Here is a 22,139-nt window from a genome sequence, read left to right as displayed (position 1 = left end):
TGGATCTGGATCTGGATCGGTCGCTGAGCGGCCCACCATCGCGCTGCCCAACACGGGTCGGCCGCAGAACCAGGGGCAGCCTCAAGGGGCTGGTTCCGGGAGCGCGGAGAGTGACAGTGGGGCCGGGCGGGAGAAGATCGGGTTCCCGTTGACACGGCCCGGGCAGGATGCCGGGCACGGACAGGACGCTGGGCACGGACAGGACGCTGGGCACGGGCAGAGCGCTGGGCACGGGCAGGATGCCGGGCAGGGCCTTGGGCACGGGCAGAGTGCTGGTCACGGCACTGGGCACGGGCAGGATGCTGGGCACGGGCACCAGGCTGGCCAGCAGGCCGGGCCGGAGGCCGGGGCGGCTGAGTCGTGGGCTGGGGGCGCTGTTCAGGGTGCTACCGGTAGCTGGCCCCGGGTGGGGACGGAGATCGACAACTGGCCTCGGGCCGGTGGGAAGAGTGTTTCCGCGCCGCCCGCGCACGACGGGGCAGCGGTGCAGACGCCCGCACGCAACGAGGCTACGGCGCAGACGCCTGCACCCAGCCAGGCAGCGGCACAGATGGCTGCACGCAACGAGGCAGCGGCGCGGATGGCTGCGCACGACGAGGCTTCGGCGCGGATGGCTGCGCACGACGGTGCGGTGACGCAGCCGTCGGTAGGCGACGGTATGGCTTCGCCGGCGAACGGGCACGGCGGGGCTGCTGCGCCGTCGTCGGTGCAGGACGGCGTTGGGACGTCGGTGCATGATGGTGGGGCTGCTCAGGCCGAGGGGTGGCCTCCGGCTGGGCCGGATGAGCGGTTCCCGGCTGACATGCCCTACATGGATCCGGATGGGACGCTGCACAACCTGCGGCCTATCGGGCGGCTGGAGACGGCTGGGCCTACCGAGCCGCGGCGGTCGGCGGAAAGTGCGTTCGGTAGTGGCTGGTTCGTCACCAAACCGTCGGCTGAGGACAAGACGGCAGGTAAGCCGGCGGCCAAGGTTGCGGATCAGGCCACGGGTCGACCGGCGGGTGCGCCCGCGGAGAGGCCGGCGGACACGGTCGGCACCTCGGACGGTAGCGACGGTGGTCGGACCGGTGCGTCGAATGGTGGCGACGATGGTCAGGCCGCCGGCGCCGCGAAGACGACGGCCGCGAAGATCGCTGAAGGGCTGGCCGGTTCCGACCCGGTGACGGCGAAGGAGACCCGGGCAGAGTCAGGTTCGGCGACCGCCGGCCCGGACGGAACCGCAGCGGCAGCCACCACGAACGGCAGCCGGGACAACGGGACGGACGGTGGCCCCGCGGGTCAGACCGGCGGCACGGCCCAAGGCGACGCGGAACAAGGCGGCACCGGCCAAGGCGGCGCAGCGCAACGCGGCGTGGGCCAAGCTGGCGCAGTGCAAGGCGGCGCGGGCCAAGGTGGAGCAACGCAAGGCGGCACTGCCCAGGACCACGCGGAGCAAGGCGGCACGGACCAGGGCGGCGCAGCGCCAGGCGGCGCGGGCCAGGGTGGCGCGGGCCAGGGTGGCGCGGGCCGGAGTGGGGACGCCGGTGGGCGGGCGGAGCAGCAGGGGCCGGAGTTGGCTCCGCATCTGCCGCTGACCGCTGCTGATCTGTCGGCCATCCGGTGGCGGCTGGACGGGGGGACGCTGCGGGAGGTCGTCGACGATCGGAAGGCTCTGCAGGCTCTCGGGGAGCGCCTGGACGGGCCGCTGGCCGACGAGGCGGACAACATCGTCAAGGCGGGGCTGCTCAGTGTCCGGGCCGAGGTGTACCGGCTGCTCGGCGAGCTGGGGATGGCTGCCGCGGCGAGCCGGCTGGCTCTGGCGCACGCCGAGTCGGCGCAGGATCTGCAGTCGCAGGTGATCGCGCAGGCCGAGCTGGCGCACGTGTTGCGGTTGCGGGGTGACTACATGGAGGCGGACCGGTTGTTCCAGCGGGCGGTGGACGCCGACGTCGCCCCGGCGGTCCGGAGCGTGGTGCACGAGAATGCCGGGCGCAGCTGTTTCGATCAGGGGCGGCACATGGAGGCCCTCGATCACTTCGCGCGGGCGATCCGGCTGGGCGCGCAGGAGGACACCGATCTGGTCGAGCGGATCGGCGTCTGTCTGGAAGCCGTCTACATCCACGTGCTACGTGACGGTTGGGGCCCGTACCCGCGCAGGTCTCCGGAGATCTTGACGCCTCTCAACGGTAAGAAGACGAACTGACGGGCTGGTAGAGCGCCGACCGTCCTCTGCCGCCGGCCTTGGCCCGGTAGAGGGCGTCGTCGGCGACCCGCAGGAGGTCCTCGGCGGTGCCGGCGTGGCCGGGGGCGGCGGCTACGCCGATGCTGAGGCCGGGTGGGCCGCCCGGTAGTCCGTCGGCGCCGCCGGTGAGGGCGCGGGCGCGTTCGGCGAACCGGAGGGCCTCGTCGGGGCCGGTCCGCAGGAGCACGGCGAACTCGTCGCCGCCGAGCCGGGCCACGCAGAGGCTGTCGCCGGAGCGGCTCAGTGCGTCGGCGACGACGGTGAGGGCCCGGTCGCCGGCGGCGTGACCCCAGGTGTCGTTGATCGTCTTGAAGTGGTCGACGTCCACCACGACCAGGGCCACCGGGCCGGCGCCGAGGGCCCGGTGGAGTTCGGCGTCGAAGGCGCGGCGGTTGGCGACCCCGGTGAGCGCGTCGGTGGCGGCCTGCCGGGCCAGGTCGTGCAGGAGTTTCTCGTTGCGTTCGCGCAGGCCGAGGACGACTCCGGCGGTCACGGTCATGGCGACGGTGATGGCGATCCAGTCCAGTAGGGGGCCGCCGGCCTGGAACACGGTGACCGCGTGCCCGGCGGAGATCTGCAGGACGGTGAGGCCGACGAGCCGGCGGCCGAGGAACGACGCGGCGTACAGCAGGGGCCACAGGTAGAACAGTTGCGCGCCGAGGCTGTGGTCGGCGGTGGTCACGTTGAACAGGGTGATGACACCTGCCGACACGAACGGCACGAGCCGCCAGAACAGGGCGGGCAGCACACCGGGGCGGCGCAGGCAGACCAGCCCGACCAGGACGAACACCACCGAGGAGATGCCGACGACGAGCAACTCGGGCAGCGGGTCGCCGAGTTTCAGCAGTACGCCGGTGATCAGGTTGTAGGGTCCGGCGACCAGCATCAACCAGGCGACGGCGCGGGATCCACCGTGCATGTCGCGCATCCTGCCTCCCGTTTCCGTCGGCTACTGATCGGTAGCGCCCGGCGCTACCTGAGGGCCTTTCACTCGGTGCGCAGAGCCACGACCGGGTCGAGGCGTCCGGCGCGCTGGGCCGGGACCACCCCGAAGACGATGCCGACGGCCGCGGAGACGCCGAAGGCCAGCGCCATCGACCACCAGGTGACGGCGGCCGGCACCGGGCTGAGCCGGTCGACGAGCAGGGCGGTGCCGGCGCCGAGGGCCATGCCGAGGATGCCGCCGGTGGTGGTGAGCAGGACCGCTTCGAGCAGGAACTGGACGCCGATGTCGCGGGGCCGGGCGCCGACCGCCTTGCGCAGCCCGATCTCCCTGGTCCGTTCGCGGACCGAGACGAGCATGATGTTGGAGACGCCGACGCCGCCGACCAGCAGGCTGATCCCGGCGATGGCGGCGAGCACCCCGGTCAGGACGCCGAGGATGTCGCCGAGCACACCGAGGATCTGTTCCTGGGTGACGGCGGAGAAGTCGGTGTCCGGGTGCCGTTCGGCGAGGGCGGCGACGACGGCGGTGGACAGGTCGCCGATGCGGTCCCGGTCGGGGGCGCGGATGGCAAGGCCGTCGATGCGTTCGGTGCCGAGCAGGCGCTGGGCGGCGGTGACCGGCACGTGCACCTCGCCGTCCCGGTCGACGCCGAGGCTCTGCCCGAGTTGCTGGAAGACGCCGACGACCCGGAACCGGACGCCGCCGATGGTGAGCTGGCGGCCGATCGGGTCGCGGTCGCCGAACAGGTCGCGGGCCACCCCGGCGCCGAGGACCGCGACGCGGCGGCCGGTGCTGACGTCGGTACGGGTGAAGTAGGCGCCCCGGTCCAGCCGCCTGACGAACACCGTGGGGGTGGTCTCCAGGACGCCCTGCATGCTGGCGTACCCGGTACGCGTACCGGCGCGGACGGTCTCGCCGGAGGCGATGGTGACGGCGACCCGGCTCCGGTCGCCGACCGCCCGGTTGACCACGTCCAGATCGTCCAGGGTGAGCGGGGACGAGGTGGGCGCGGAACCGGCTTCGAGGCGGCCGGGCACCACGATCAGCAGGTTGGAGCCGAGGCCCTCGACCTGGTTCTCGATCTGCTGTTTGGTGCCGGTGCCGATGGCGACGAGGGCGACCACCGCGGCCACCCCGATGATGACGCCGAGCATGGTGAGCATGCTGCGGAGCCGGTTGGCGCGCAGCGCGTCGAGGGCGACCCGCCACGCCTCAGCGAGTCTCAACGATTCTCCCGTCCTTCATCCGGATCTGCCGGTGGGCGCGGGCGGCGACGTCCCGGTCGTGCGTCACCAGGACGACCGCGACACCCTCGTCGACCAGGGATTCCAGCAGCGACAGGACGGAGGATCCGGTGGCCGAGTCGAGATTGCCGGTAGGTTCGTCGGCGAGCAGCACGGACGGGCCGGTGACCAGGGCGCGGGCGATGGCGACCCGCTGCTGTTCGCCGCCGGACATCTGGTTGGGCCGGTGGGTGATCCGGTGGCCGAGGCCGACCCGGTCCAGCATGGCGGCGGCGCGGTCCCGGCGCTCCCGGCGGCCGGCGCCGCGGTAGACCAGGGGCAGGCCGACGTTGTCCTGGGCGGTGGTCCGGGCCAGCAGGTGGAACGACTGGAAGACGAAACCGATGGTGGTGTTGCGCAGTTCGGCCATCTCGTTCGGGGTGAGCCGGGCGACGTCGCGGCCGCCGATCAGCAGGGTGCCGCCGGTGGGCCGGTCCAGGCCGCCGAGCAGGTGCATCAGGGTGGACTTGCCGGAGCCGGAGGTGCCGATGATCGCGAGATAGTCGCCGGGTTCGACGGTCAGCGACACTCCGCGCAGCGCCTGCACCGAGACGCCGTCGAGTTCGTAGGTGCGGCTGACGTCGGTGGCCTCGATGGCGCTCACGGCGCTTCCCCACCGGCGCTGACCTGGTCGGCTCCGGCGATCACGACCCGCTCCCCCGCGCTCACCCCGGAGGTGATCTGCACGGTGTCCTCGCCCTGCACCCCGAGCCGGACCGGCACCGCCTCGAACCGGCCGGCCCGCACGGTCCAGACGGTGTCCCGCCCACCGGTGTTGATCACGGCCGAGGCGGGGACGGTGATCGCGCCGGCCGCCTGCCGGACCTTGAGCCGGATCACGGCGCTCATCCCGGGCCGCGGGGTGGGCGAGTCCGCGTCGAGCGGGCCCAGATCGAGTCGCACCTGGTAGGAGACGCCGCCGCGGGCCGAGGTGGTGGGCAGCAGGTCGACCGAGCGGACCTTGCCGGTGAACGCGGCCCCGGGCGCGGCGTCGAGTTCGATCTCGGCGGCGACACCGGCGTCGACGAGCAGCACGTCGGTCTCGTCGACCTCGGCGGTCAGGCCGAGGCGGGCGGTGTCGACGACGGTCACCACCGGGGTGCCGGCCGCCACCCAGCCGCCCTCGGGCACCGCCGGGTCGACGCCCGCGACGGTGCCTCCGGTCACCGACGGCACCTGGCCGGTCTCCAGGATCCCGGCGAGGGAGCCGCCGGCCGACGGCTGGGCGGGGCCGCCGAGCTGCACGATGCCGTCGACCGGGGCGCGCAGGGTGAGGGCGTCGACGGCGGCGTCGGCCAGTTCGTAGGCCTGCTCGGCCTGCAGTCGTTGCGCCGCGGAGAGCGAACCCATCGCTTTGCCGAGGGAGGTGACGCCGTTCTGCACCGAGCGCAGAGCGGCCGCTGACGCCGCCGAGGCGGTCTCGTAGGCGGCCTCGGCAGCGCCGACCTGGTCGAGCAGGGCCTTGCGGACCTGCGGGTCGGTGATCGTGGCGGCGGCCCGCCGGGCCTCGGCGAAGGCGTGGGCGGCCTGCTTGTCGGTGCGCTTGCGGACGGCGGTGAACTCGGACGAGCCGCCGAGGCCCGTGCCGCCGGCGCCCAGGCCCGCGGACGAGCCGGACGGGAGCTGGGCCAGGGCCTCGCGGGCGGCGTCGCGGCGGCGGGTCAGGTCGGGCGAGTCGATGACGGCGAGCACGTCGCCCTTGCGGACCCGCTGCCCCGGCTCGGCGAACAGCTCACCGAGCGTGCCGCCGGCCGGCGCGGTCAGGGTGGCAGCGGTCCGGGCGGTCACCGTGCCGGGCGCCTCGACGATCTCGTCGACCGTCCCGAGCTCGGCGTTCCCCAGCCGGACCGCGCTCTTCTCGTCGTCGCACGAGACGCCACTCTGCGACACCAGAAGCACGAGCCCGGCGATGATCACTGCACGTGAGCGGCTGCGATACACAGTGGCCACTCTAAGCCCAAAATCAAGACCGCCTATATCGTACGGTCGACAAAGGGTTCCGTGGCATCACGCGAGGTCCGCGTGGGGCGAGGTATCCGCGCGACCGCCGGGCCGATGCGGGACTCCCGGCACCGGGTCACCCACCGACGCGCAGCGTCGACATCCCCATCCCATCGGCACCGGGTCACCCACCGACGCGCAGCGTCGACACCCCCGTCCCGCCGTCACCGGGTCACCCACCGACGCGCAGCGTGGACACCTCCATCTCGTCGGCGTCGAGCCGCATCCGCGTGACGGTGATGGTCCCGGCGGCGTCGATGGCGACACGTTCCGCACGGACCACGTCCGGGCGCCCGCCGGCCAGCAACGTGTTCATCAGGTCGCGGGTCTCCGGGTCGGCGGCCACCGCCGGATGACGCCGCAGCAGATCCCGCACATAGGGGGTGCTGCTCTGCTCGGCCCGGATGTAGGGGCCGGTGTCGCCGGGCAGCCGTGCCACCAGACGGGAGCCGAGACGTTTGTTCGGCCCGGAGTGCGACCAGACCATGATGTGCGGATCGTCGCCCTCGACGAGCAGCACCCGGTCCAGGAAGAAGTCACCGGCGTCCGCCGGGCCGGGCCGGTGGTGTGCGGGCCCGTGCACCACCGCGACCGTCCGGGTGGGCACGCCGGACTCCCGGATCAGGTAGGCGGCGGCCGCCTCCTGCAGGTCCAGGTCGGCGAGGCGGGCCTTGACGTCGACGACCGCCTTCTCGAACTCCAGCGGGGTGAGCGGCAGGGCGAAGCGCTCGCCGCCCATGACGTTGAAGGCCTTGATCTCGAGGTCGGCCGGGGAGCTGACACCGATCGCGTCCCGCAGGGTCGTGGTGATCAGCTGCGCCGTCTCGTCGAACACCCGCTGCTCCGCCCGCCAGGGGAGGTCGCGGTGGTACAACCCGCCGAAGCCGGGAGGCGGCGGCCCCCACCCGGCCGCGGTCAGCCCGGCCCGCTGCGCGCCGGTCAGCGGAAGACCCTCGTTGTCGCTCACCTCCACCGAGATCTCGTCCGTGGATTGGATGAACTGGACGAAACCCAGCTCGTGCCAGCCGAGGATGACGGCGTCGTCCTCACAGCCCCGGCCGATGCCGGCGGCCAGCGCACGGGTGAAATCTTCCCAGCTCATTTCCATGCGCCGATCCAAACAGAGGGGTACGACAGAAAACGGGCCGCCCCCTGGGAACAGGGACGGCCCGTTTCGCTGAACGGAGGGATCAGGTGCCGGCGCGGCGGCCGAACGTCTTCACCGTCATGCCGATCTTGCCGACGCTGTAGTACGCCTTGGCGTCGGCCTGGAGAAGGTTCACGCAGCCGTGCGACCCGCGCCACTTGTCGTGGATGTAGGTCGTGGTCTGGTGGAACCCGATCCCGCCGATGAAGCGCTGCCAGTAGGGCAGCCACACCTCGTACGGGTCGGACCATTCCTTCTTCGTCCGCTTGTTGATCTTGTAGGTGCCCGCCGGCGTCCGGTACCCCTTGTAGCCGGTTCGGACGATGGTGGGCTTGTACAGCACCTTGCCGTTCTTCATCACCCAGCTGGTCTGCTGGGTGAGGTTGACGCAGAAGGTGATGCCCTTCTTCTTGGGCTTGCAGACCGCCGTCTTGGTGGACGCCAGCCGCTTGGCGACGTCGACCGTGGTCGGGCCGGCCAGGCCCTTCGCGGGCTGGATCCCGTAACGTTTCTGGAACTTGACGATCGCGGCGCAGTCGGCGGCGGACTGCTTGCCGTCCACCGTCACCGTGCCGAATCCGCCCAGCTGCTTGAGGTAGCCCTCGACCTGCTTCTGGTACTTGCCGGTCGCGCACGACGCGGCAGCCGCCTTGGTGACCACCGTGGTGGTCACGGCAGCGGTCACCGGTGCAGCGCTCGCCGGCGTCAGCGCGAACGCGCTGATTCCGCTGCCAACCAGCACCGCCGTAACGGTGCCGATGAGGCGGGCGGTAACCCGTCCCCTTGTCACAACGTCCTCCCCAGGAGTGATGTCCGCACATCGAAGCACAGCCGTCCCAGAAATCACGTACCGGGAAGAGCGGTGACACGAAACCGGTATGCCATCGGCACCGCGGGCCACCGGCTTGAGGCGAAATCACTGCGGGAAAAGACGGGGTCAGCGGGGGGTGGCGAAGTCCTGCACCCAGTACGGGGTCCGGTCGGACGACACCGCCAGCCCGACTCCCATCTCGTCGAGCGAGCAGTCCAGGATGTTGCGCCGGTGCCCGGGGCTGTCCATCCAGGCGCGCACCACCTGGAACGGGCTGTCCTGGCCCTTGGCGATGTTCTCCGAATACTTCGACCACGAGTATCCGGCTCCGGCGACCCGTTCCCCGGCGCTCCGGCCGCCGGGCGTCTCGTGGTCGAAGTACTCCCGGCGGGCCATGTCGGCGGCGTGCCGGTTGGCCGCCCGGATCAGCCGCATGTCCAGGGTGAGCGGTTCACAGCCGGCCCGCTGCCGGTTGTGGTTGACCAGGGCCAGCACCTGCTGCTGGAACGGCGCGTACGGGCTGGCCGAGACCGAGTCGGCGGTGACCCCGGTCCGCGAGTCGACGATCGGATTCGGATCCTCGGCCCGGGTGAGCGACTCGCCCATGGTGGACGACTCCGCCCGGGCCGGTGCTCCGGGCAGGGCGAACACGGCCAGACCGAGCACTACCAGAGTTTTCCGCATGTCCATCCCTCGCTCGCGGCGCTCCGGACGGCCCGGGGCGTTCGTCGGTAACCCAACGGCGCTCTTTCGGTCACGGTCACGCAGACGTGTCGCACAGACGCACAGGGATCGGATGATCTTCCCTCTGCCGGGGTAATCCCAACCGTCGCATTCGCCGTCCGGTCGACCGTCCCTGATGGACCCGCGCCGTCGCTACCGTTCCCCGGTGCGCAATCGATACCTGGACATACTCCGTGCCGCCGCCATCGTCCGGGTGGTCGTCTATCACCTCTTCGGCTGGCCGTGGCTGTCCCTGGTGTTCCCGGCGATGGGCGTGATGTTCGCGGTGGCCGGCTCGCTGACCGCGGCGTCGTTGCAGAAACGATCGGCCGGGCGGGTGGTGACGTCCCGGCTGCGCCGGCTGCTGCCCCCGTTGTGGCTGCTCGGCGCGATCGCCGTCCCCGCCATGATCGCCACCGGATGGACCCTGGAACGGGGCGGGACTCACCCGTACGACCAGTGGAAATTGATCTTCTGGATCCTGCCCCTGGACGACCCGCCCGGCAGTGAGCTGGCCATCGACGCCTGGGAGACCCTCTGGTACATCCGCGCCTATCTCTGGTTCGTGCTGCTGTCACCGATGCTCTGGGCCGCGTGGCGCACCCTGGGCGGCGCGGCCTGGCTGCTGGTGGCCGCCCCGGTGGTGGCCATCGCGGCGATCGACCGGAGCGGGTTCGAGCTGCCCGGATCGCTGGACACGGTGATGTGGGACCTGGTCACCTTCGGCGCCTGCTGGATCGCCGGTTTCGCGCACCGCGACGGCCTGCTGGCCAAGCTGCGGCCCCGCACCCTGCTGACCGCCGTGGTGGTGCTCGGCGGCGCCGCGCTCTACTGGCAGAGCGGGCATCCCGGCGACGAGCACCCCTGGGACCTCAACGACGTCCCGGAGTCGCAGGCGCTGTGGTCGCTGGCGTTCGTGCTGGTGGTGCTGCGCTGGCAGCCGGACGTGACGGGCCTGGCCCGGTTCCGGCCGCTGAGCCGGGCGGTCGAGGTGCTGAACTCCCGGGCGGTCACCGTCTACCTGTGGCACAACCTGGCCATCGCGGCGATCTGGCCGCTGCTCACCTGGCTGGCCGTCGACGACCTCGGCCACTTCGAGAAGCCCGTCACGCTGGTGGCCGCGGTGCTGCTCACCGTGGTCGCGGTGGTGGCCTTCGGCTGGGCCGAGGACCTGGCGGCGAAGCGGCCGGCCCGGCTGTGGCCGCCGGCCGGGCGGGAACCGGAGGAACCGGACCTGCCGGTGGCCGGCCGGGCCCCGGACACCGTGCGCATCCCCCGGCACCGGGCGCCGTCGTCGCTGCCGGTGCGGTTCACCGGCAGCGACGGCAAGGGCCACTGATACGCCCCTCGAAAAGAGGCCGGTCCGGGCTCGTGGAGGGCAGCCGCGAGCCCGGACCGGCCGGATGCCCCGAAAGCGAGCGAAGCTCGCAAAACGGTGACTAGCCTGAGGCCGTGGCGGGGCATCCGGGCAGCGTGGCACAGGCGGTGGACGCGGGAGTCCTCGCGCTGCTCTTCCGTGCCGGGCCGCTCTACTGCGGGCTGCCGCTGGATGAGGTGGTCGAGACGATGCGGCCGCTGGCCACCCGGCCGCTGGCCGGAACTCCACCCTACGTCCGCGGGCTGACCATTCTGCGCGGTGCGCCGAGCCCGGTGATCGACGTGACCAGGCTGCTCACCGGGGTGACCGGCGAGATCGAACGGTACGTGGCAGTGCAGGCCGGGCGCGGCATGATCGTCTGCGCCACCGGGCCGGTGATCGGCGTCCAGGAGATCCACGTGGAGCCACCGGAAGGCCCGGCCGCGCTGCTGACCGGCGCCTCCAAGGCCCTGATCGCGGCGGTCGGCACGATCGGCACCGAACCGCTGATCCTGCTGCGCAGCATCCGGGCGGTACCCGACGAGGTGTGGGAGGCGGCCGGCAGCCCGCCGGAGGACGCGTCATGACCGGGTCGAAATCGCTCGCCCGCTTCCGGGACCTGTTGCAGAAGCGGCTCGGCTGGACGTTCGCCGACAACGACCTGACCCAGACCGCGACGGTGCTGTCCGCCCGGGCCAAGGCGCACGGGCTCAGCGAACGCGAGTACCTGGACCGGCTGGACGGGCGGCGCTGGACCGCCGAGATCGCCGAGCTGGCCCAGGCGCTGAGCATCACCGAGACCTACTTCTTCCGGCACGACGAGCAGTTCCGGGCGCTGCGCGAGCGGGTGCTGCCGGAGCTGATCGGATCCCGCTCCGGGCAGCGGGTGCTGCGGATCTTCTCGGTCGGCTGTTCGTCGGGTGAGGAGGCGTACTCGCTGGCGATCGAGGCCGCGAGGGCGAAACCCGGCGACGACTGGATCGTCACGGTGGTCGGGGTGGACGCCAACCGGCAGATGCTGGCCAAGGCACGGACCGCGCACTACTCGCCGTGGTCGCTGCGGGACACCCCGGAGGACATGCGGGAACGCTGGTTCCGGAAGACCTCGGACGGTTACCGGGTGGACGAGAAGGTGGCCGCCACGGTCCGGTTCGTCGAGCACAACGTGGCAGGCGAGGACCCGCAGCTGTGGCGGGCCGCCGGGTACGACCTGATCTTCTGCCGCAACCTGCTGATGTACCTGACCGACGACGTCCGGGCGAACCTGTACCGGAAGATGACCCGGGCGCTGGCCGACGGCGGATTCCTGTTCCTCGGGCACACCGACTCGATGGGGTCGCGGCCCGAAGGGCTGACCGTGTGCCACGCCGGCGGCACCGTCTACTACCGGCGGCAGGTCACCGCGCCCGCCCCGGAACCACCGCCCGCACCCGCCCCGGTCACCCGGACCGCACCGGCCGCCCCGATCCCGGCCCGGCCGGATCCCGGCGAGGGCGACTACCGGCGGGCGCTCGGGCTGCTGCGCGACGACCGGTTCGCCGAGGCCCTGGAGGCGCTCGGGGACCGGGAGGTGCTGCTGCGCGGGGTGCTGCTGGCCCAGCTCGGCCGGGTCGACGAGGCCCGGGCCACCGCGCACCGGCTGATCGACGTCGGCGGGCCGCAGCCGGACGCGCACCACCTGCTCGGCATCTGCCACGAGCTGGACTGCGCGGACCAGGCGGCCGGGCAGTACCGGCTGGCCGCGTACCTGGATCCGCAGTTCGCGATGCCCCGGCTGCGGATGGGGCTGCTGGCCCGGCGGCGTGGCGACGGCAGCGGGGCCACCGACCATCTCGAGGCGGCACTGCGACTGCTGGCGTCCGAGTCCGAGGAACGGATCGTGCTGTTCGGCGGCGGGTTCGGGCGACTGGCCCTGACCACCCTCTGCCGGACCGAACTGGACGCGTGCGGGGTGCGGCGATGAGCGAGCTTGCGAGCGAATCATCAGCACAGTTCGAGTGCTCGTGCCGGCACCGGAGCGCAGCGGAGGTGCCGGCATGAGGGTCACCAGCGTTGCGGGGCGGGTGGAGCAGCTGCGGGCGGACTTCGACAGGTCGTTCGCCGAGCCGGCCCGCACCCTGGACGGCGACTCCATCGAGCTGCTCGCGGTCGGCGCCGGGGGACGGCCGTACGCGCTGCGCCTGTCCCAGGCCTCCGGGGTGCACCCGGACCGGCCGGTGACGGCGCTGCCGACGACCGTACGGGCGCTGCTCGGGGTGGCGGGTTTCGCCGGGACCGTGGTGCCGGTGTACGACCTGGCGGCCCTGCTCGGGCACACCATCGGGCAGCGCCCCCGCTGGCTGCTGCTGACCGCCGGAACCCCGCCGATGGCGCTGGCGTTCCACGAGCTGGACCGGCATCTGCGGGTTCCGCTCGGCGACGTGGTCACCGCGTCCACCGACGACGACGGGCAGCACGGCTGCCTGCAGGGCCTGGTCCGGTTGCCGGACGGGGACCGCCCGATCATCGACGTGCCGGCTGTCCGTGCACTCGTCCACCAGCTGGCCGGACACCAGCCCGTCCCCGAGGAGATCCGATGATGGCCGGACGTACGTTCGGAGGCAAACTCGCCTTCGGTGTCGGAATCACCGTGCTGTTGACCCTGCTCACCATCATCACGTCGGTCACGGGCCTGGCCCTCGTGGTGAGTTCCAAGGACGCGGCGATCGAGTCGGCGACGGCGAACCTGACCGGCGCGGAGAACCTGCGCAGCACCCTGGAGGCGCGGATCGCCAACTACCGTGCCTTCCTGTTGAAGCCGACCGCGGAGAACGAGAATCTGACCGACAACGACCACACCTCGTTCCGGAACCGGCTGGACAAGCTGAAGAGCGCCCTCACCGATGCCGAATCGCAGCGGCTGGCGGCCGAGATCGCCGAGGTCGACAGCCGGCACGCGGCGGCGACCGCCGCGGTGATGACCGAGCGGAAGGAGCACCCCGGCGCCGACTACATCGACCGGATCGTCGCGACGAACGACACCCGGGTGGTCCCGATCCGGATCGAGCTGGAGACCGCCCTGACCGCGCTCATCACCCGGGTGCAGACGACGGTCGCCGCCGACCGGGACGCGGCGTCCAGCCGGGCCACCCAGGCCATCGTGGTGATCATCGTGCTGGGTGTGCTCACCACGATGAGCGCGTCGGTGGTCGCCTGGCGGCTCAGCCGGGACCTCAAGCGTGAGGTGGGCGCCGCGGTCGGCCACATCCAGAGCTCGTCGGCCGAGCTGGAGGCGGCCGCCTCCCAGCAGGTCAGCGGCGGCCGGGACCAGGCCAGCGCGATGAACGAGATCACCACGACCATCTCCGAGCTGCTGATCACCTCCCGGCAGATCGCCGAGGCGGCGCAGCGGGTGTCGAAGATCGCCGAGGAGACCGAGTCGGCGGCCCGCAGCGGTGACTCCACCATCGACCAGACCAGAGCCTCGATCAGCGCGATCCGCTCCCAGGTCGACCAGATCGTGCAGCACATGCTGGCGCTGGGCGAGAAGTCGCAGCAGATCGGCCTGGTCGTGGACCTGGTGTCGGAGCTGGCCGAGCAGACCAACATCCTGGCCATCAACGCCACCATCGAGGCCAGTGGCGCCGGGGAGTGGGGCCGCCGGTTCGCGGTGGTGGCCGAGGAGATCCGCAAGCTCGCCGACCGGACCGCGGCGTCGGCCAAGGAGATCCGGGCGCTGATCGAGGACGTCCGCGGCGCGGTCAACACCACCGTGATGGCCACCGAGATCGGCGCCAAGGCGGTGGACGCCGGTTCCCGGCAGTTCGACCAGGCCACCAGCTCGTTCCGGGAGATCGCCCACCTGGTGTCGACCACCAACGAGGCGACCCGGGAGATCGAACTCTCCACCAAGCAGCAGACCACCGCCGTCGAGCAGGTCAACGTGGCCGTCTCGGACACCGCCCGGGTGTCGCGGGAGACCGAGGCCAGCGCGGTGCAGACCAAACAGACCGCGGCCCACCTCTCCACCCTCTCCGGGGATCTGCTGGAACTCGTCGGCACCGGACGCCACTGATGGCCGAGGGCAAGGATCCGCTGCGGTACTTCCGGGTCGAGGCGCGCGAACTGGTCGATCAGATCAGCGCCGGAGTGCTCGACCTGGACCAGCGGCCCGGCCCGGAACCGGTGGCGATGCTGTTGCGGGTCGCGCACACGCTCAAGGGCGCGGCCCGGGTGGTCAAGCAGAAGGAGATCGCCGACCACGCACACGCGTTCGAGGAGATCCTGGTCCCGCACCGGGGTGACGACGCGGGGCCGCTGGCCGCCGAGGAGATGCGCGAGCTGCTGCGCCTCAACGACGCGATCGCCGCCTGTGTCACGGTGATGGAGAAACCCGCTCCTGCTCCCGATAAAAAGGTGGAACCGGCCAAGGCGCAGGAGAAGGCGCCGGAACCGCGGCGCGAGGAGGTCGTCAAACCCCCCACCGCCGACCTGGACGAGCTGCTGGACGCGATCGGCGAGACCAACACCCGGATGGCGCCGCTACGGGTCGGCTGCTCCACCGTCGAACGGCTGCACCGGTCCGCCGAGAACCTCGCCGACCAGCTGCGGGTCGGGCGCGGCAACGCGGCGGCCACCCGGGCCGCGGCGGAACGGCTGGCCGCCGAACTCGGGTCGGCCGGGCGCCGGTTCACCGACTCGGTCGACCAGATCGAACGGGAGCTGGAGGACGTCCGGGCGCGTGCCGAAGGGCTGCGGCTGGTCCCGGTCAGCTCGGTCTTCACCACGCTGCGGCGGGCCGTGCGCGACGCCGCCGACGCCGAGGGCAAACGGGTCCGGTTCGAGGCCCGGGGCACCGGGATCCGGATGGGCGCACACCTGCTCGGCCCGGTCAGCGGAGGATTCCTGCACGTGGTGCGCAACGCGGTGGTGCACGGCATCGAGCCGGAGCAGGAGCGGGTGGCGGCCGGCAAACCGGCCGAGGGGACGATCACCGTCGAGGTGGAACGGCGCGGGCGCTTCGCGATGTTCCGGTGCATCGACGACGGCCGGGGTTTCGATCTGGACGCGTTACGGCGTACCGCAGAAGATCGTGGTCTGTTGGCGGCCGGGAGCGGGCCGCCGGACAGTGAGTCGCTGCTCGGCCTGGTCCTGCACGGCGGGATCAGCACAGCGCCGGCGGTGACCGAAGTGTCCGGGCGCGGCATCGGGATGGACGCGGTCCGCGAGGTGGCCGTGCAGCTGCAGGGCGAGGTCAAGGTGCACAGCACGCCCGGCCTGGGCGCCACCGTCGAGCTGATCTTCCCGCTGGCGCTGCTGGCGATGACCGGGCTGAACGTGGAGGCCGGTGGCACCGTGGCGACGCTGCCGCTGGACGTGGTCCGGGCGTGTGTGCGGCTGAGCCCGGAGGAGGCGGCCGCCGCGGCGGTGTCCGGGCGGATCGTCTACGACGGCAGCGCGGCCCCGTTCCTGCCGCTGGCCGAAGCCCTCTACACCGGCTCGACGGTCCCGGACACGCCCGGTATCGGCGCCGCGGTCGTGGTCAACACCACCGGCGGCACGTTCGCGATCGGGGTGGACCGGCTGGCCGGCACGTCCGGTCTGGTGGCCCGCCCGCTGCCCGAGCTGGCGCCGGCGTCGGCGGTGGTCAGCAGCGTGTCGGTGGACGCTGACGGCAACCCGCGCCTGGTGCTGGACCCGCAGGGCCTGGCCGACGAGGTGTTCCGCGGCCATCAGGCGGGCGCCCGCCCGGCGGCCGCCACGGTCGCCGCGCCGCTGCCGATCCTGGTCGTCGACGACTCGCTGACCACCCGGATGCTGGAGCGCAGCATCCTGGAGTCGGCCGGCTACGAGGTGGACCTGGCCGCGTCCGGCGAGGAGGGCCTGGAGAAGGCCCGGGCCCGGCGGTACGGGCTGTTCCTCACCGACATCGACATGCCCGGCATCGACGGCTTCACGTTCGTCGAACGGACCCGGGCCGACCCCAAGCTGGCCGTGGTGCCGGCGATCCTGGTCAGCTCCCGGGCCAGCGCCGCCGACCGGGACCGCGGACGGGACGCCGGGGCCAGCGCGTACGTGGTCAAGGGCGAATTCGACCAGGAACTCCTGTTGGGTCACATCCGGCGATTGGTGGTCCGCTCATGACGACCCGGGTGCTGATCGTCGAGGACTCGTCCACCATGCGGCACCACCTGCGGGAGGCGCTCGCCCCGGACCCGCAGCTGGAGATCGTCGGCGAGGCGATGGACGGGGAACGGGCCGTGCAGATGACCGCCCGGCTGCGCCCCGACGTGATCACCATGGACATGATGCTGCCCGGGATCAGCGGCCTGGAGGCCACCGAGCAGATCATGGCCAGCCACCCGACCCCGATCCTGGTGGTGTCGTCGGCAGACCGGCAGGAGCTGTTCAGCACGTACAACGCGCTGGCCGCCGGGGCGGTGGACGTGATGGAGAAACCGCGCGGCGACGACTCGGACGCCGACTGGGCCTCGCGGCTGCGTACGTCGCTGCGGGTGGTGTCCCGGATCCGGGTGATCACCCACACCCGGGCCCGGCGATCCACCACCACGGCGGCCCCGTCCGTTCCGGCCACTCCGACGCCGCCGCCGGTGCCGATCCCGGCCCTCACCGGCGTGTCGGTGGTCGCGGTCGGCGCCTCCACCGGCGGCCCCGGCGCGCTCACCGAGCTGCTGTGCTCGCTGCCGTCGTCGTTCCCCACCCCGGTGCTGATCGTGCAGCACATCGCGACCAGCGAGCAGTTCGCGGTGGCGTTCTCCGACTGGCTGGGCGGGCAGTGCGGCCGCGACGTCCGCTACGCCACCGACGGCACCCCGGTCAGCCGGGTCGCCGGGCAGGTCCTGCTCGCGCCGCCGGACCGGCACGTCTTCGTCCGGGACAAGCTGCTGCGGCTCAGCGACGGCCCGCAGCGGCACTCCTGCCGGCCGTCGGTGGACGTGCTGTTCGAATCGGTCGCCGACGAGTTCGGCGCGGCCGCGATCGGCTGCCTGCTCACCGGGATGGGCCGGGACGGGGCCGCCGGTCTGCTGCAGATGCGCAACCGGGGCGCGGTCACCTTCGCCCAGGACGAGGGGAGCTGCACCGTCTACGGCATGCCCCGGGAGGCCGCGCTGATCGGCGCCGCCCAGCACGTGCTCCCGCCGGCCCGGATCGCCGCTCGGGTCGCCGAGCTGGCCTCGGCGGTCCACCGATGACGCCGACCGTGCTGATCGTCGACGACAGCCTGACCGTGCGGATGGACCTGCACGAGGCGTTCTCCGACGACGGGTTCGCCACCATCCTCTGCGCCACCGGGGCCGAGGCCCGGTCGGCGTTCGCGGCGAAACCCTTCGACGCGGCCGTGCTGGACGTGCTGCTGCCCGACGCCGACGGCCTGGAACTGCTCACCGAGTTGCGGCACACCCCCGGCCGGGACGGGGTGATCACCATGCTGCTGTCCAGCGAGAGCGAGGTGTCCGACCGGCTCGCCGGACTGCGCACCGGCGCGGACGAGTACGTGGGGAAACCGTACGACGCGGGTTATGTGGTGGCCCGGACCCGGCAACTGCTCGGCGAGGCCCCGGACCGGGACACCGGGCTCACCACCATCCTCGTCATCGACGACAGCGTCACCTTCCGGGAGCAGCTGCGCGAGCTGCTGGAACCCGAGGGCTACGCGGTGCTGACCGCGACCGGCGGCGAGGAGGGGCTGCGGATGGCCGCCGACCGCCGGCCCAACGCGATCATCGTGGACGGGGTGATGCCCGTCGTCGACGGCGCCACCGTGATCCGCCGGATCCGCCTCGACCCGGCGCTGCGCGACACCCCGTGCCTGCTGATGACGGCCGCCGACGACTACGCCACCGAGATGCAGATGCTCGACGCCGGGGCCGACGCGTTCGTCCGCAAGCAGCAGGACATGGCGGTGGTGCTGGCGAAACTGGCGGTGGTGCTGCGGCAGAGCGCCGAACAGCTGCCGATCGAGGCGATCGGCGGTCTGCACGGGCCGGGCAAGGTGATGATCGTCGGCGCCGACCGGGCCGAACTGGAACGCTGGGCCGAACCGCTGCGCGCCGACGGCTACGACATCGTGCAGGCCACCGCCGTGGACGACACCGTCGAACTGCTCGCCGCCCAGCCGGTCGACTGCATCGTCCTCGGGTTCGGCGACGACCCGGAGCGGGCCGCCGCGGAGTGCCGGCGGCTTCGGGGCGCACCCCAGGCCGGCGATCTGCCGCTGGTGATGACCGGGCCGGAGGAGCGGATGCTGGACTCGCTGGCGGCCGGCGCCGACGACTACGTGCGCGACGCCGACGTGCCGGAGGGCCTGCGGGTGCACGTGCGCGCCCAGATCCGCCGCAAGCAGTCGCACGACGAGGCCCGCCGCATCCGCGAGGAGCTGATGCGCCGCGAACTGGACGCCGCCGAGGAACGGGCCGCCCGGCAGCTCGCCGAGACCCGGGCCGCGATGGTCGAGGAACTGGAATGGCGCAACCGGGAGCTGGAGGCGTTCTCCGGCTCGGTGTCCCACGACCTGCGCGGCCCGCTGCAGGTGATCAGCAGCTTCGCCGAGCACATGCTGGAGGAGATCGAGGAGCCGCTCGGCGAGGCCACCAAACACCGGCTGACCCGCATCCACGCGGCCTCGATGCGGATGGCCGACCTGGTGGAGTCGCTGCTCATCCTGGCCCGGGCCAGCCGTGGCGAGCTACGCCGGGAGACCTTCGACATGACTGCGACGGCACGCCAGGTGGTCGCCGACGTCACGGCCCGCGATCCGGACCGGCAGATCGATTTCGCCGTACGCGAGGGCATGGTCGCCGACGGGGACGAGGGTCTGGTCCGGGTGGTCCTGGAGAACCTGATCACCAACGCGGTCAAGTTCACCCGCAAGGTCGATGATCCGGCGGTCGAGATCAGCACCGACGGCACCCGGTTCTGGGTGCGCGACAACGGCGCCGGATTCCCGTCCGACCAGGCGGGGCAGCTGTTCCGGCCGTTCGCCCGGCTGCACGACGCCCGCGACTTCCCCGGCACCGGCATCGGGCTGACCACCGTGCACCGGGCGGTGGAACGGCACGGCGGGGAGATCTGGGCGGAGAGCAAGGAGGGGCAGGGCGCGACCTTCTCGTTCACCCTGCCCCCGGCCGCCGTCCCGGACCATCCCGGCCCGGAGCGGCGCGAGAACGTCCGCCGTACTTCCTGACTACTTGATGAAGGCCATTCCGTCCGAGACCACCGGCTTGCCCTGGGCCACGATCGCCACGGTGTGCTTGCCGTAGGTCAGGTCCCGGGTCCAGACCGCCTGCCGGTTCAGCGCCTTGGCGGACTTCAGGTTGACCGTGGTGATCTTCTTGCCGTCCACGTAGATCACCACCGTGCCGCTGGCGGCCGCCCGGGAGAACAGCAGCGACGCGGACCGGCCGGTGAACGTCCAGGTCAGCTTCGCGTTCTTCTTCGACGCGGTCAGCGCCTTGCCGCCCAGGTAGCCGGCACCGGTCTTCTTCGTCCACATGCCGGTCCTCTTCGCCGCCGTCTCCGGCGACAGCGTCACCGTGCGGGTGATCGACGCGGCCCGGCTGTTGCCCGCCACGTCCTTCGCGGTGACCGTCCAGACCGACGCGCCCGGCTTGACCGTGGTCGCCCAGCTCGCGACCGGGCCGAGCGCCGCCGCCTTCGGCTTGCTGACCTGGTAACCGGCCAGCTTCACGTTGTCGGCGCCGTTCGGGGTGAGCTTCACCGGGACCACCGTGGCGCTGTAGGTGCCGGTCCGCAGCGACAGCCCGATCGTCGCCTTGAAGGTGGGCGCGGTGACGTCACCGTAGACCACCACGGCGACCCGGGCGGTGGCACCGGAGGTCTGCCGGGCCAGAACCGTGACGGTGTGCTTCCCGGCCGGGACCGTCACCGGGGCGCTGCGTACGGTCGCGGCGACCGTGGCGATCCTCGCGCCGTCGAGCAGGACGTCGAACCCGGCGATCGCCGGCGCGTCCGCGGCCACCGTCCAGTTCACCGTCGCCGACTTCTTCGCGTAGTACGCACCGGCCGACGGCACCGCGCCGGTGATCGACGGCACGGCCAGCCCGGTGATCATCACCTGTGCCTGGTTCCGGATCTCCGGCAGGCGGGCGGTCAGGCTCTTCCCCGGGCAGAGGGTGGAGTCGGCCTCCTGGTGGCCGGCCACCCGGGAAACGGTGAACTTCGCACCGGTCTTGTACTTGTTGTTGTCGATCACGGCGGTGAGGGTGACCTGGCTCGCCGGGTCGAAGCCGTACTTGCTCAGCCGGGCGGCGGCGACCTGCGCCAGGACCTTCTCCACGGCGGCCGTCGAGGCGGCCGTGTCGTAGTCGCCGATCACCGCGATCGACGCGTAACCGGTGTTGAAACCGACGACCGCGGCCGGGACGACGGCGTTCTCCACCCCGCCGGCGCGGCCCTCGTAGAGGTTGCCGCACTTGTCGACCAGGTAGTTGTAGCCGATGTCGGAGAGCTTCTTGCTGGCTACGTCGTACTTCTGGATCGCCCGGATGATCGTCGAGGCGGCCGAGCAGGAGTAGGAGTTGGCGTCCGTCGCGTGCGCGGTGTGGTGGACCCACACCACCTGGACGCTGTCGGCTACGGCCAGGTCGTCGCGCTTGACGATCGTCTCGTCGGCGCTCCAGTAGCTCCGCGAGCGGTAGGCCGGGAACCGGGGTGCGATCGCCGCCACCGACGCCTTGCCGGAGTCGGCCGTCTTACCGGAATCGGTCACTTTCCCGGAATCGTTCGTCTTTCCGGAATCGGTCGTCTTCCCGCCGGCCGACGGGACGGCGACCTCCGGGGTCGCGCCGGCCGTCGGTGACGGCGAACCGCCCGGGGCGGTCTCCTCGACAACCGGCTCGGTCGCCTCCTCCGACGGCTCATCGGCCGCCGGGTCGGTCGTCGTGCCGGTGGGCGTCGCGGACGGGACGGAGGCGCTGGGAACCGGCTCGCCACCGCCCTGCCCACCGGTGCTCCCGCCACCCTTCCCACCGGTGCTCTCGTTGCCCTGACCGCCGGTGCTCTCGCTGCCCGGGTCGATCAGGTCGAGTCGCAGGCCGGCCGGCAGTTCGGCGCCCTTGCCGGCGATCCGGGCGGCCACGCCGTCGGACGGGCCGACCCACAGCGGCGCGGTCGCCCCACGTCGCGGCGCGGCGGCCTCCGTGCCATCGGGCCCGTCGTCCTGGAGGTGGAGCGCCTCCCAGCCGGACCACTTGCCGGTCGTGACGCTGCGGGTCCGCACCTCGAGGGTGCCGTCCGGCACGCTACGGCCGTCGTCCCAGGTGACGCCGAGAAGGCTGAACCGTTTGGTGGCCTGCTGCGGCAGATCCGCCTTGCTGCCGGAGACCGTCAGCCCCACCGTCCGCAACTCCGAGCGGACCCGTGGCGGCGCCGGGTTCGGATCCGCGGCCACGGTGCCGACCACCGTCGCCGGAGGTGCCGTGGGAATCACCGCCGCAGCGGCGACCCCGGGTCCGGAAGACCAGGTCAGAGCAGCCACTCCCCCGCCGGCAGCCAGCACGGCGGTAGCCGTGCCCAGCCCGATGGCAACCTTACGTCTCATCCGTCCCCCGCCGTGATCCCCAGTCGTGTGCGGCCGAACCATACCGGACGCTCCGGTCACGTCCCGTCCCGCAAACGCCCCCACCCG

Annotated in this window: 18 protein-coding genes; 9 read left to right on the top strand and 9 right to left on the bottom strand. The window is 72.1% G+C overall.

Features of this window, described 5'->3' with window-relative positions:
* Positions 1-1,189: 1,189 nt before the first annotated feature.
* Entirely contained in the window at positions 1,190-1,567 is a 378-nt protein-coding gene (locus tag Aco03nite_RS03335) for a hypothetical protein (RefSeq protein ID WP_203793078.1), read from the bottom strand.
* Between Aco03nite_RS03335 and Aco03nite_RS03330 the strand changes: the two genes are divergently transcribed.
* Positions 1,556-2,185, top strand: coding sequence for a tetratricopeptide repeat protein (locus Aco03nite_RS03330; protein WP_203793077.1), 630 nt, complete (start codon positions 1,556-1,558; stop codon positions 2,183-2,185). The genes Aco03nite_RS03335 and Aco03nite_RS03330 overlap by 12 nt on opposite strands.
* Here the strand turns inward: Aco03nite_RS03330 and Aco03nite_RS03325 are convergent.
* The 7 genes from Aco03nite_RS03325 to Aco03nite_RS03295 all read right to left on the bottom strand — a co-directional run bounded on the left by Aco03nite_RS03325 (position 2,163) and on the right by Aco03nite_RS03295 (position 9,096).
* Complete coding sequence (locus tag Aco03nite_RS03325; RefSeq protein ID WP_203793076.1) at positions 2,163-3,152, bottom strand: GGDEF domain-containing protein; 990 nt, start codon at positions 3,150-3,152, stop codon at positions 2,163-2,165. The two genes, Aco03nite_RS03330 and Aco03nite_RS03325, sit on opposite strands and share 23 nt — an antisense overlap.
* Before the next feature lie 59 nt (positions 3,153-3,211).
* Complete coding sequence (locus Aco03nite_RS03320; RefSeq protein WP_203793075.1) at positions 3,212-4,396, bottom strand: ABC transporter permease; 1,185 nt, start codon at positions 4,394-4,396, stop codon at positions 3,212-3,214.
* Positions 4,383-5,057: an ABC transporter ATP-binding protein gene (locus tag Aco03nite_RS03315; protein WP_203793074.1), complete on the bottom strand. Its 675-nt coding sequence runs from the start codon at positions 5,055-5,057 to the stop codon at positions 4,383-4,385. The genes Aco03nite_RS03320 and Aco03nite_RS03315 overlap by 14 nt, the downstream gene beginning before the upstream one ends.
* Positions 5,054-6,394, bottom strand: coding sequence for an efflux RND transporter periplasmic adaptor subunit (locus Aco03nite_RS03310; protein WP_203793073.1), 1,341 nt, complete (start codon positions 6,392-6,394; stop codon positions 5,054-5,056). The genes Aco03nite_RS03315 and Aco03nite_RS03310 overlap by 4 nt, the downstream gene beginning before the upstream one ends.
* 232 nt (positions 6,395-6,626) lie before the next feature.
* Entirely contained in the window at positions 6,627-7,562 is a 936-nt protein-coding gene (locus tag Aco03nite_RS03305) for a TY-Chap domain-containing protein (protein WP_203793072.1), read from the bottom strand.
* A gap of 82 nt (positions 7,563-7,644) precedes the next feature.
* Entirely contained in the window at positions 7,645-8,343 is a 699-nt protein-coding gene (locus Aco03nite_RS03300) for a L,D-transpeptidase family protein (protein ID WP_239144879.1), read from the bottom strand.
* Positions 8,344-8,538: 195 nt separating this feature from the next.
* Positions 8,539-9,096, bottom strand: a complete 558-nt coding sequence (locus Aco03nite_RS03295) for a CAP domain-containing protein (protein WP_203793070.1) — start codon at positions 9,094-9,096, stop codon at positions 8,539-8,541.
* 205 nt (positions 9,097-9,301) lie between these two features.
* On the opposite strand from Aco03nite_RS03295, the gene Aco03nite_RS03290 reads away from it, so the two are divergent.
* The 8 genes from Aco03nite_RS03290 (at position 9,302) to Aco03nite_RS03255 (ending at position 19,676) form a co-directional block, all read left to right on the top strand.
* Positions 9,302-10,474 (top strand): acyltransferase family protein, encoded by a 1,173-nt coding sequence (locus Aco03nite_RS03290; RefSeq protein WP_203793069.1) that lies wholly within the window; start codon positions 9,302-9,304, stop codon positions 10,472-10,474.
* Between the two features lie 113 nt (positions 10,475-10,587).
* A complete protein-coding gene (locus Aco03nite_RS03285) occupies positions 10,588-11,079 on the top strand; it encodes a chemotaxis protein CheW (RefSeq protein WP_239144878.1) in 492 nt (163 codons plus the stop codon).
* Positions 11,076-12,455 carry a CheR family methyltransferase gene (locus Aco03nite_RS03280; RefSeq protein WP_203793068.1) on the top strand — a complete coding sequence of 460 codons (1,380 nt, stop codon included), beginning with the start codon at positions 11,076-11,078 and terminating at the stop codon, positions 12,453-12,455. Before Aco03nite_RS03285 ends, Aco03nite_RS03280 begins: the two co-directional genes overlap by 4 nt.
* A gap of 73 nt (positions 12,456-12,528) precedes the next feature.
* Positions 12,529-13,071 (top strand): chemotaxis protein CheW, encoded by a 543-nt coding sequence (locus Aco03nite_RS03275; RefSeq protein WP_203793067.1) that lies wholly within the window; start codon positions 12,529-12,531, stop codon positions 13,069-13,071.
* Entirely contained in the window at positions 13,068-14,546 is a 1,479-nt protein-coding gene (locus tag Aco03nite_RS03270) for a methyl-accepting chemotaxis protein (RefSeq protein ID WP_203793066.1), read from the top strand. The genes Aco03nite_RS03275 and Aco03nite_RS03270 overlap by 4 nt, the downstream gene beginning before the upstream one ends.
* Positions 14,546-16,615, top strand: coding sequence for a hybrid sensor histidine kinase/response regulator (locus Aco03nite_RS03265; RefSeq protein WP_203793065.1), 2,070 nt, complete (start codon positions 14,546-14,548; stop codon positions 16,613-16,615). Before Aco03nite_RS03270 ends, Aco03nite_RS03265 begins: the two co-directional genes overlap by 1 nt.
* Positions 16,612-17,685 carry a chemotaxis-specific protein-glutamate methyltransferase CheB gene (gene cheB, locus Aco03nite_RS03260; RefSeq protein WP_203793064.1) on the top strand — a complete coding sequence of 358 codons (1,074 nt, stop codon included), beginning with the start codon at positions 16,612-16,614 and terminating at the stop codon, positions 17,683-17,685. The genes Aco03nite_RS03265 and cheB overlap by 4 nt, the downstream gene beginning before the upstream one ends.
* Positions 17,682-19,676 (top strand): response regulator, encoded by a 1,995-nt coding sequence (locus Aco03nite_RS03255; protein ID WP_203793063.1) that lies wholly within the window; start codon positions 17,682-17,684, stop codon positions 19,674-19,676. The genes cheB and Aco03nite_RS03255 overlap by 4 nt, the downstream gene beginning before the upstream one ends.
* Here the strand turns inward: Aco03nite_RS03255 and Aco03nite_RS03250 are convergent, their stop codons facing one another.
* Positions 19,677-22,052, bottom strand: a complete 2,376-nt coding sequence (locus Aco03nite_RS03250; RefSeq protein WP_203793062.1) for an N-acetylmuramoyl-L-alanine amidase — start codon at positions 22,050-22,052, stop codon at positions 19,677-19,679.
* Between the last annotated feature and the right edge of the window lie 87 nt (positions 22,053-22,139).

It is taken from the genome of Actinoplanes couchii (assembly GCF_016862075.1).
Classification (GTDB): domain Bacteria; phylum Actinomycetota; class Actinomycetes; order Mycobacteriales; family Micromonosporaceae; genus Actinoplanes; species Actinoplanes couchii.
Note: the sequence above shows the minus strand (reverse complement) of the source record. Positions and strands in the feature narration are given on the sequence as shown.

What these genes read in the sequence shown, in the direction of transcription:
- Aco03nite_RS03335 (WP_203793078.1), bottom strand. Translation starts at nt 1,567, where the DNA reads ATGCGGAGCCAACTCCGGCCCCTGCTGCTCCGCCCGCCCACCGGCGTC.
- Aco03nite_RS03325 (WP_203793076.1), bottom strand. Translation starts at nt 3,152, where the DNA reads ATGCGCGACATGCACGGTGGATCCCGCGCCGTCGCCTGGTTGATGCTG.
- Aco03nite_RS03295 (WP_203793070.1), bottom strand. Translation starts at nt 9,096, where the DNA reads ATGCGGAAAACTCTGGTAGTGCTCGGTCTGGCCGTGTTCGCCCTGCCC.
- Aco03nite_RS03250 (WP_203793062.1), bottom strand. Translation starts at nt 22,052, where the DNA reads ATGAGACGTAAGGTTGCCATCGGGCTGGGCACGGCTACCGCCGTGCTG.
- Aco03nite_RS03275 (WP_203793067.1), top strand. Translation starts at nt 12,529, where the DNA reads ATGAGGGTCACCAGCGTTGCGGGGCGGGTGGAGCAGCTGCGGGCGGAC.
- Aco03nite_RS03265 (WP_203793065.1), top strand. Translation starts at nt 14,546, where the DNA reads ATGGCCGAGGGCAAGGATCCGCTGCGGTACTTCCGGGTCGAGGCGCGC.
- Aco03nite_RS03305 (WP_203793072.1), bottom strand. Translation starts at nt 7,562, where the DNA reads ATGGAAATGAGCTGGGAAGATTTCACCCGTGCGCTGGCCGCCGGCATC.
- Aco03nite_RS03270 (WP_203793066.1), top strand. Translation starts at nt 13,068, where the DNA reads ATGATGGCCGGACGTACGTTCGGAGGCAAACTCGCCTTCGGTGTCGGA.
- Aco03nite_RS03255 (WP_203793063.1), top strand. Translation starts at nt 17,682, where the DNA reads ATGACGCCGACCGTGCTGATCGTCGACGACAGCCTGACCGTGCGGATG.
- cheB (WP_203793064.1), top strand. Translation starts at nt 16,612, where the DNA reads ATGACGACCCGGGTGCTGATCGTCGAGGACTCGTCCACCATGCGGCAC.
- Aco03nite_RS03280 (WP_203793068.1), top strand. Translation starts at nt 11,076, where the DNA reads ATGACCGGGTCGAAATCGCTCGCCCGCTTCCGGGACCTGTTGCAGAAG.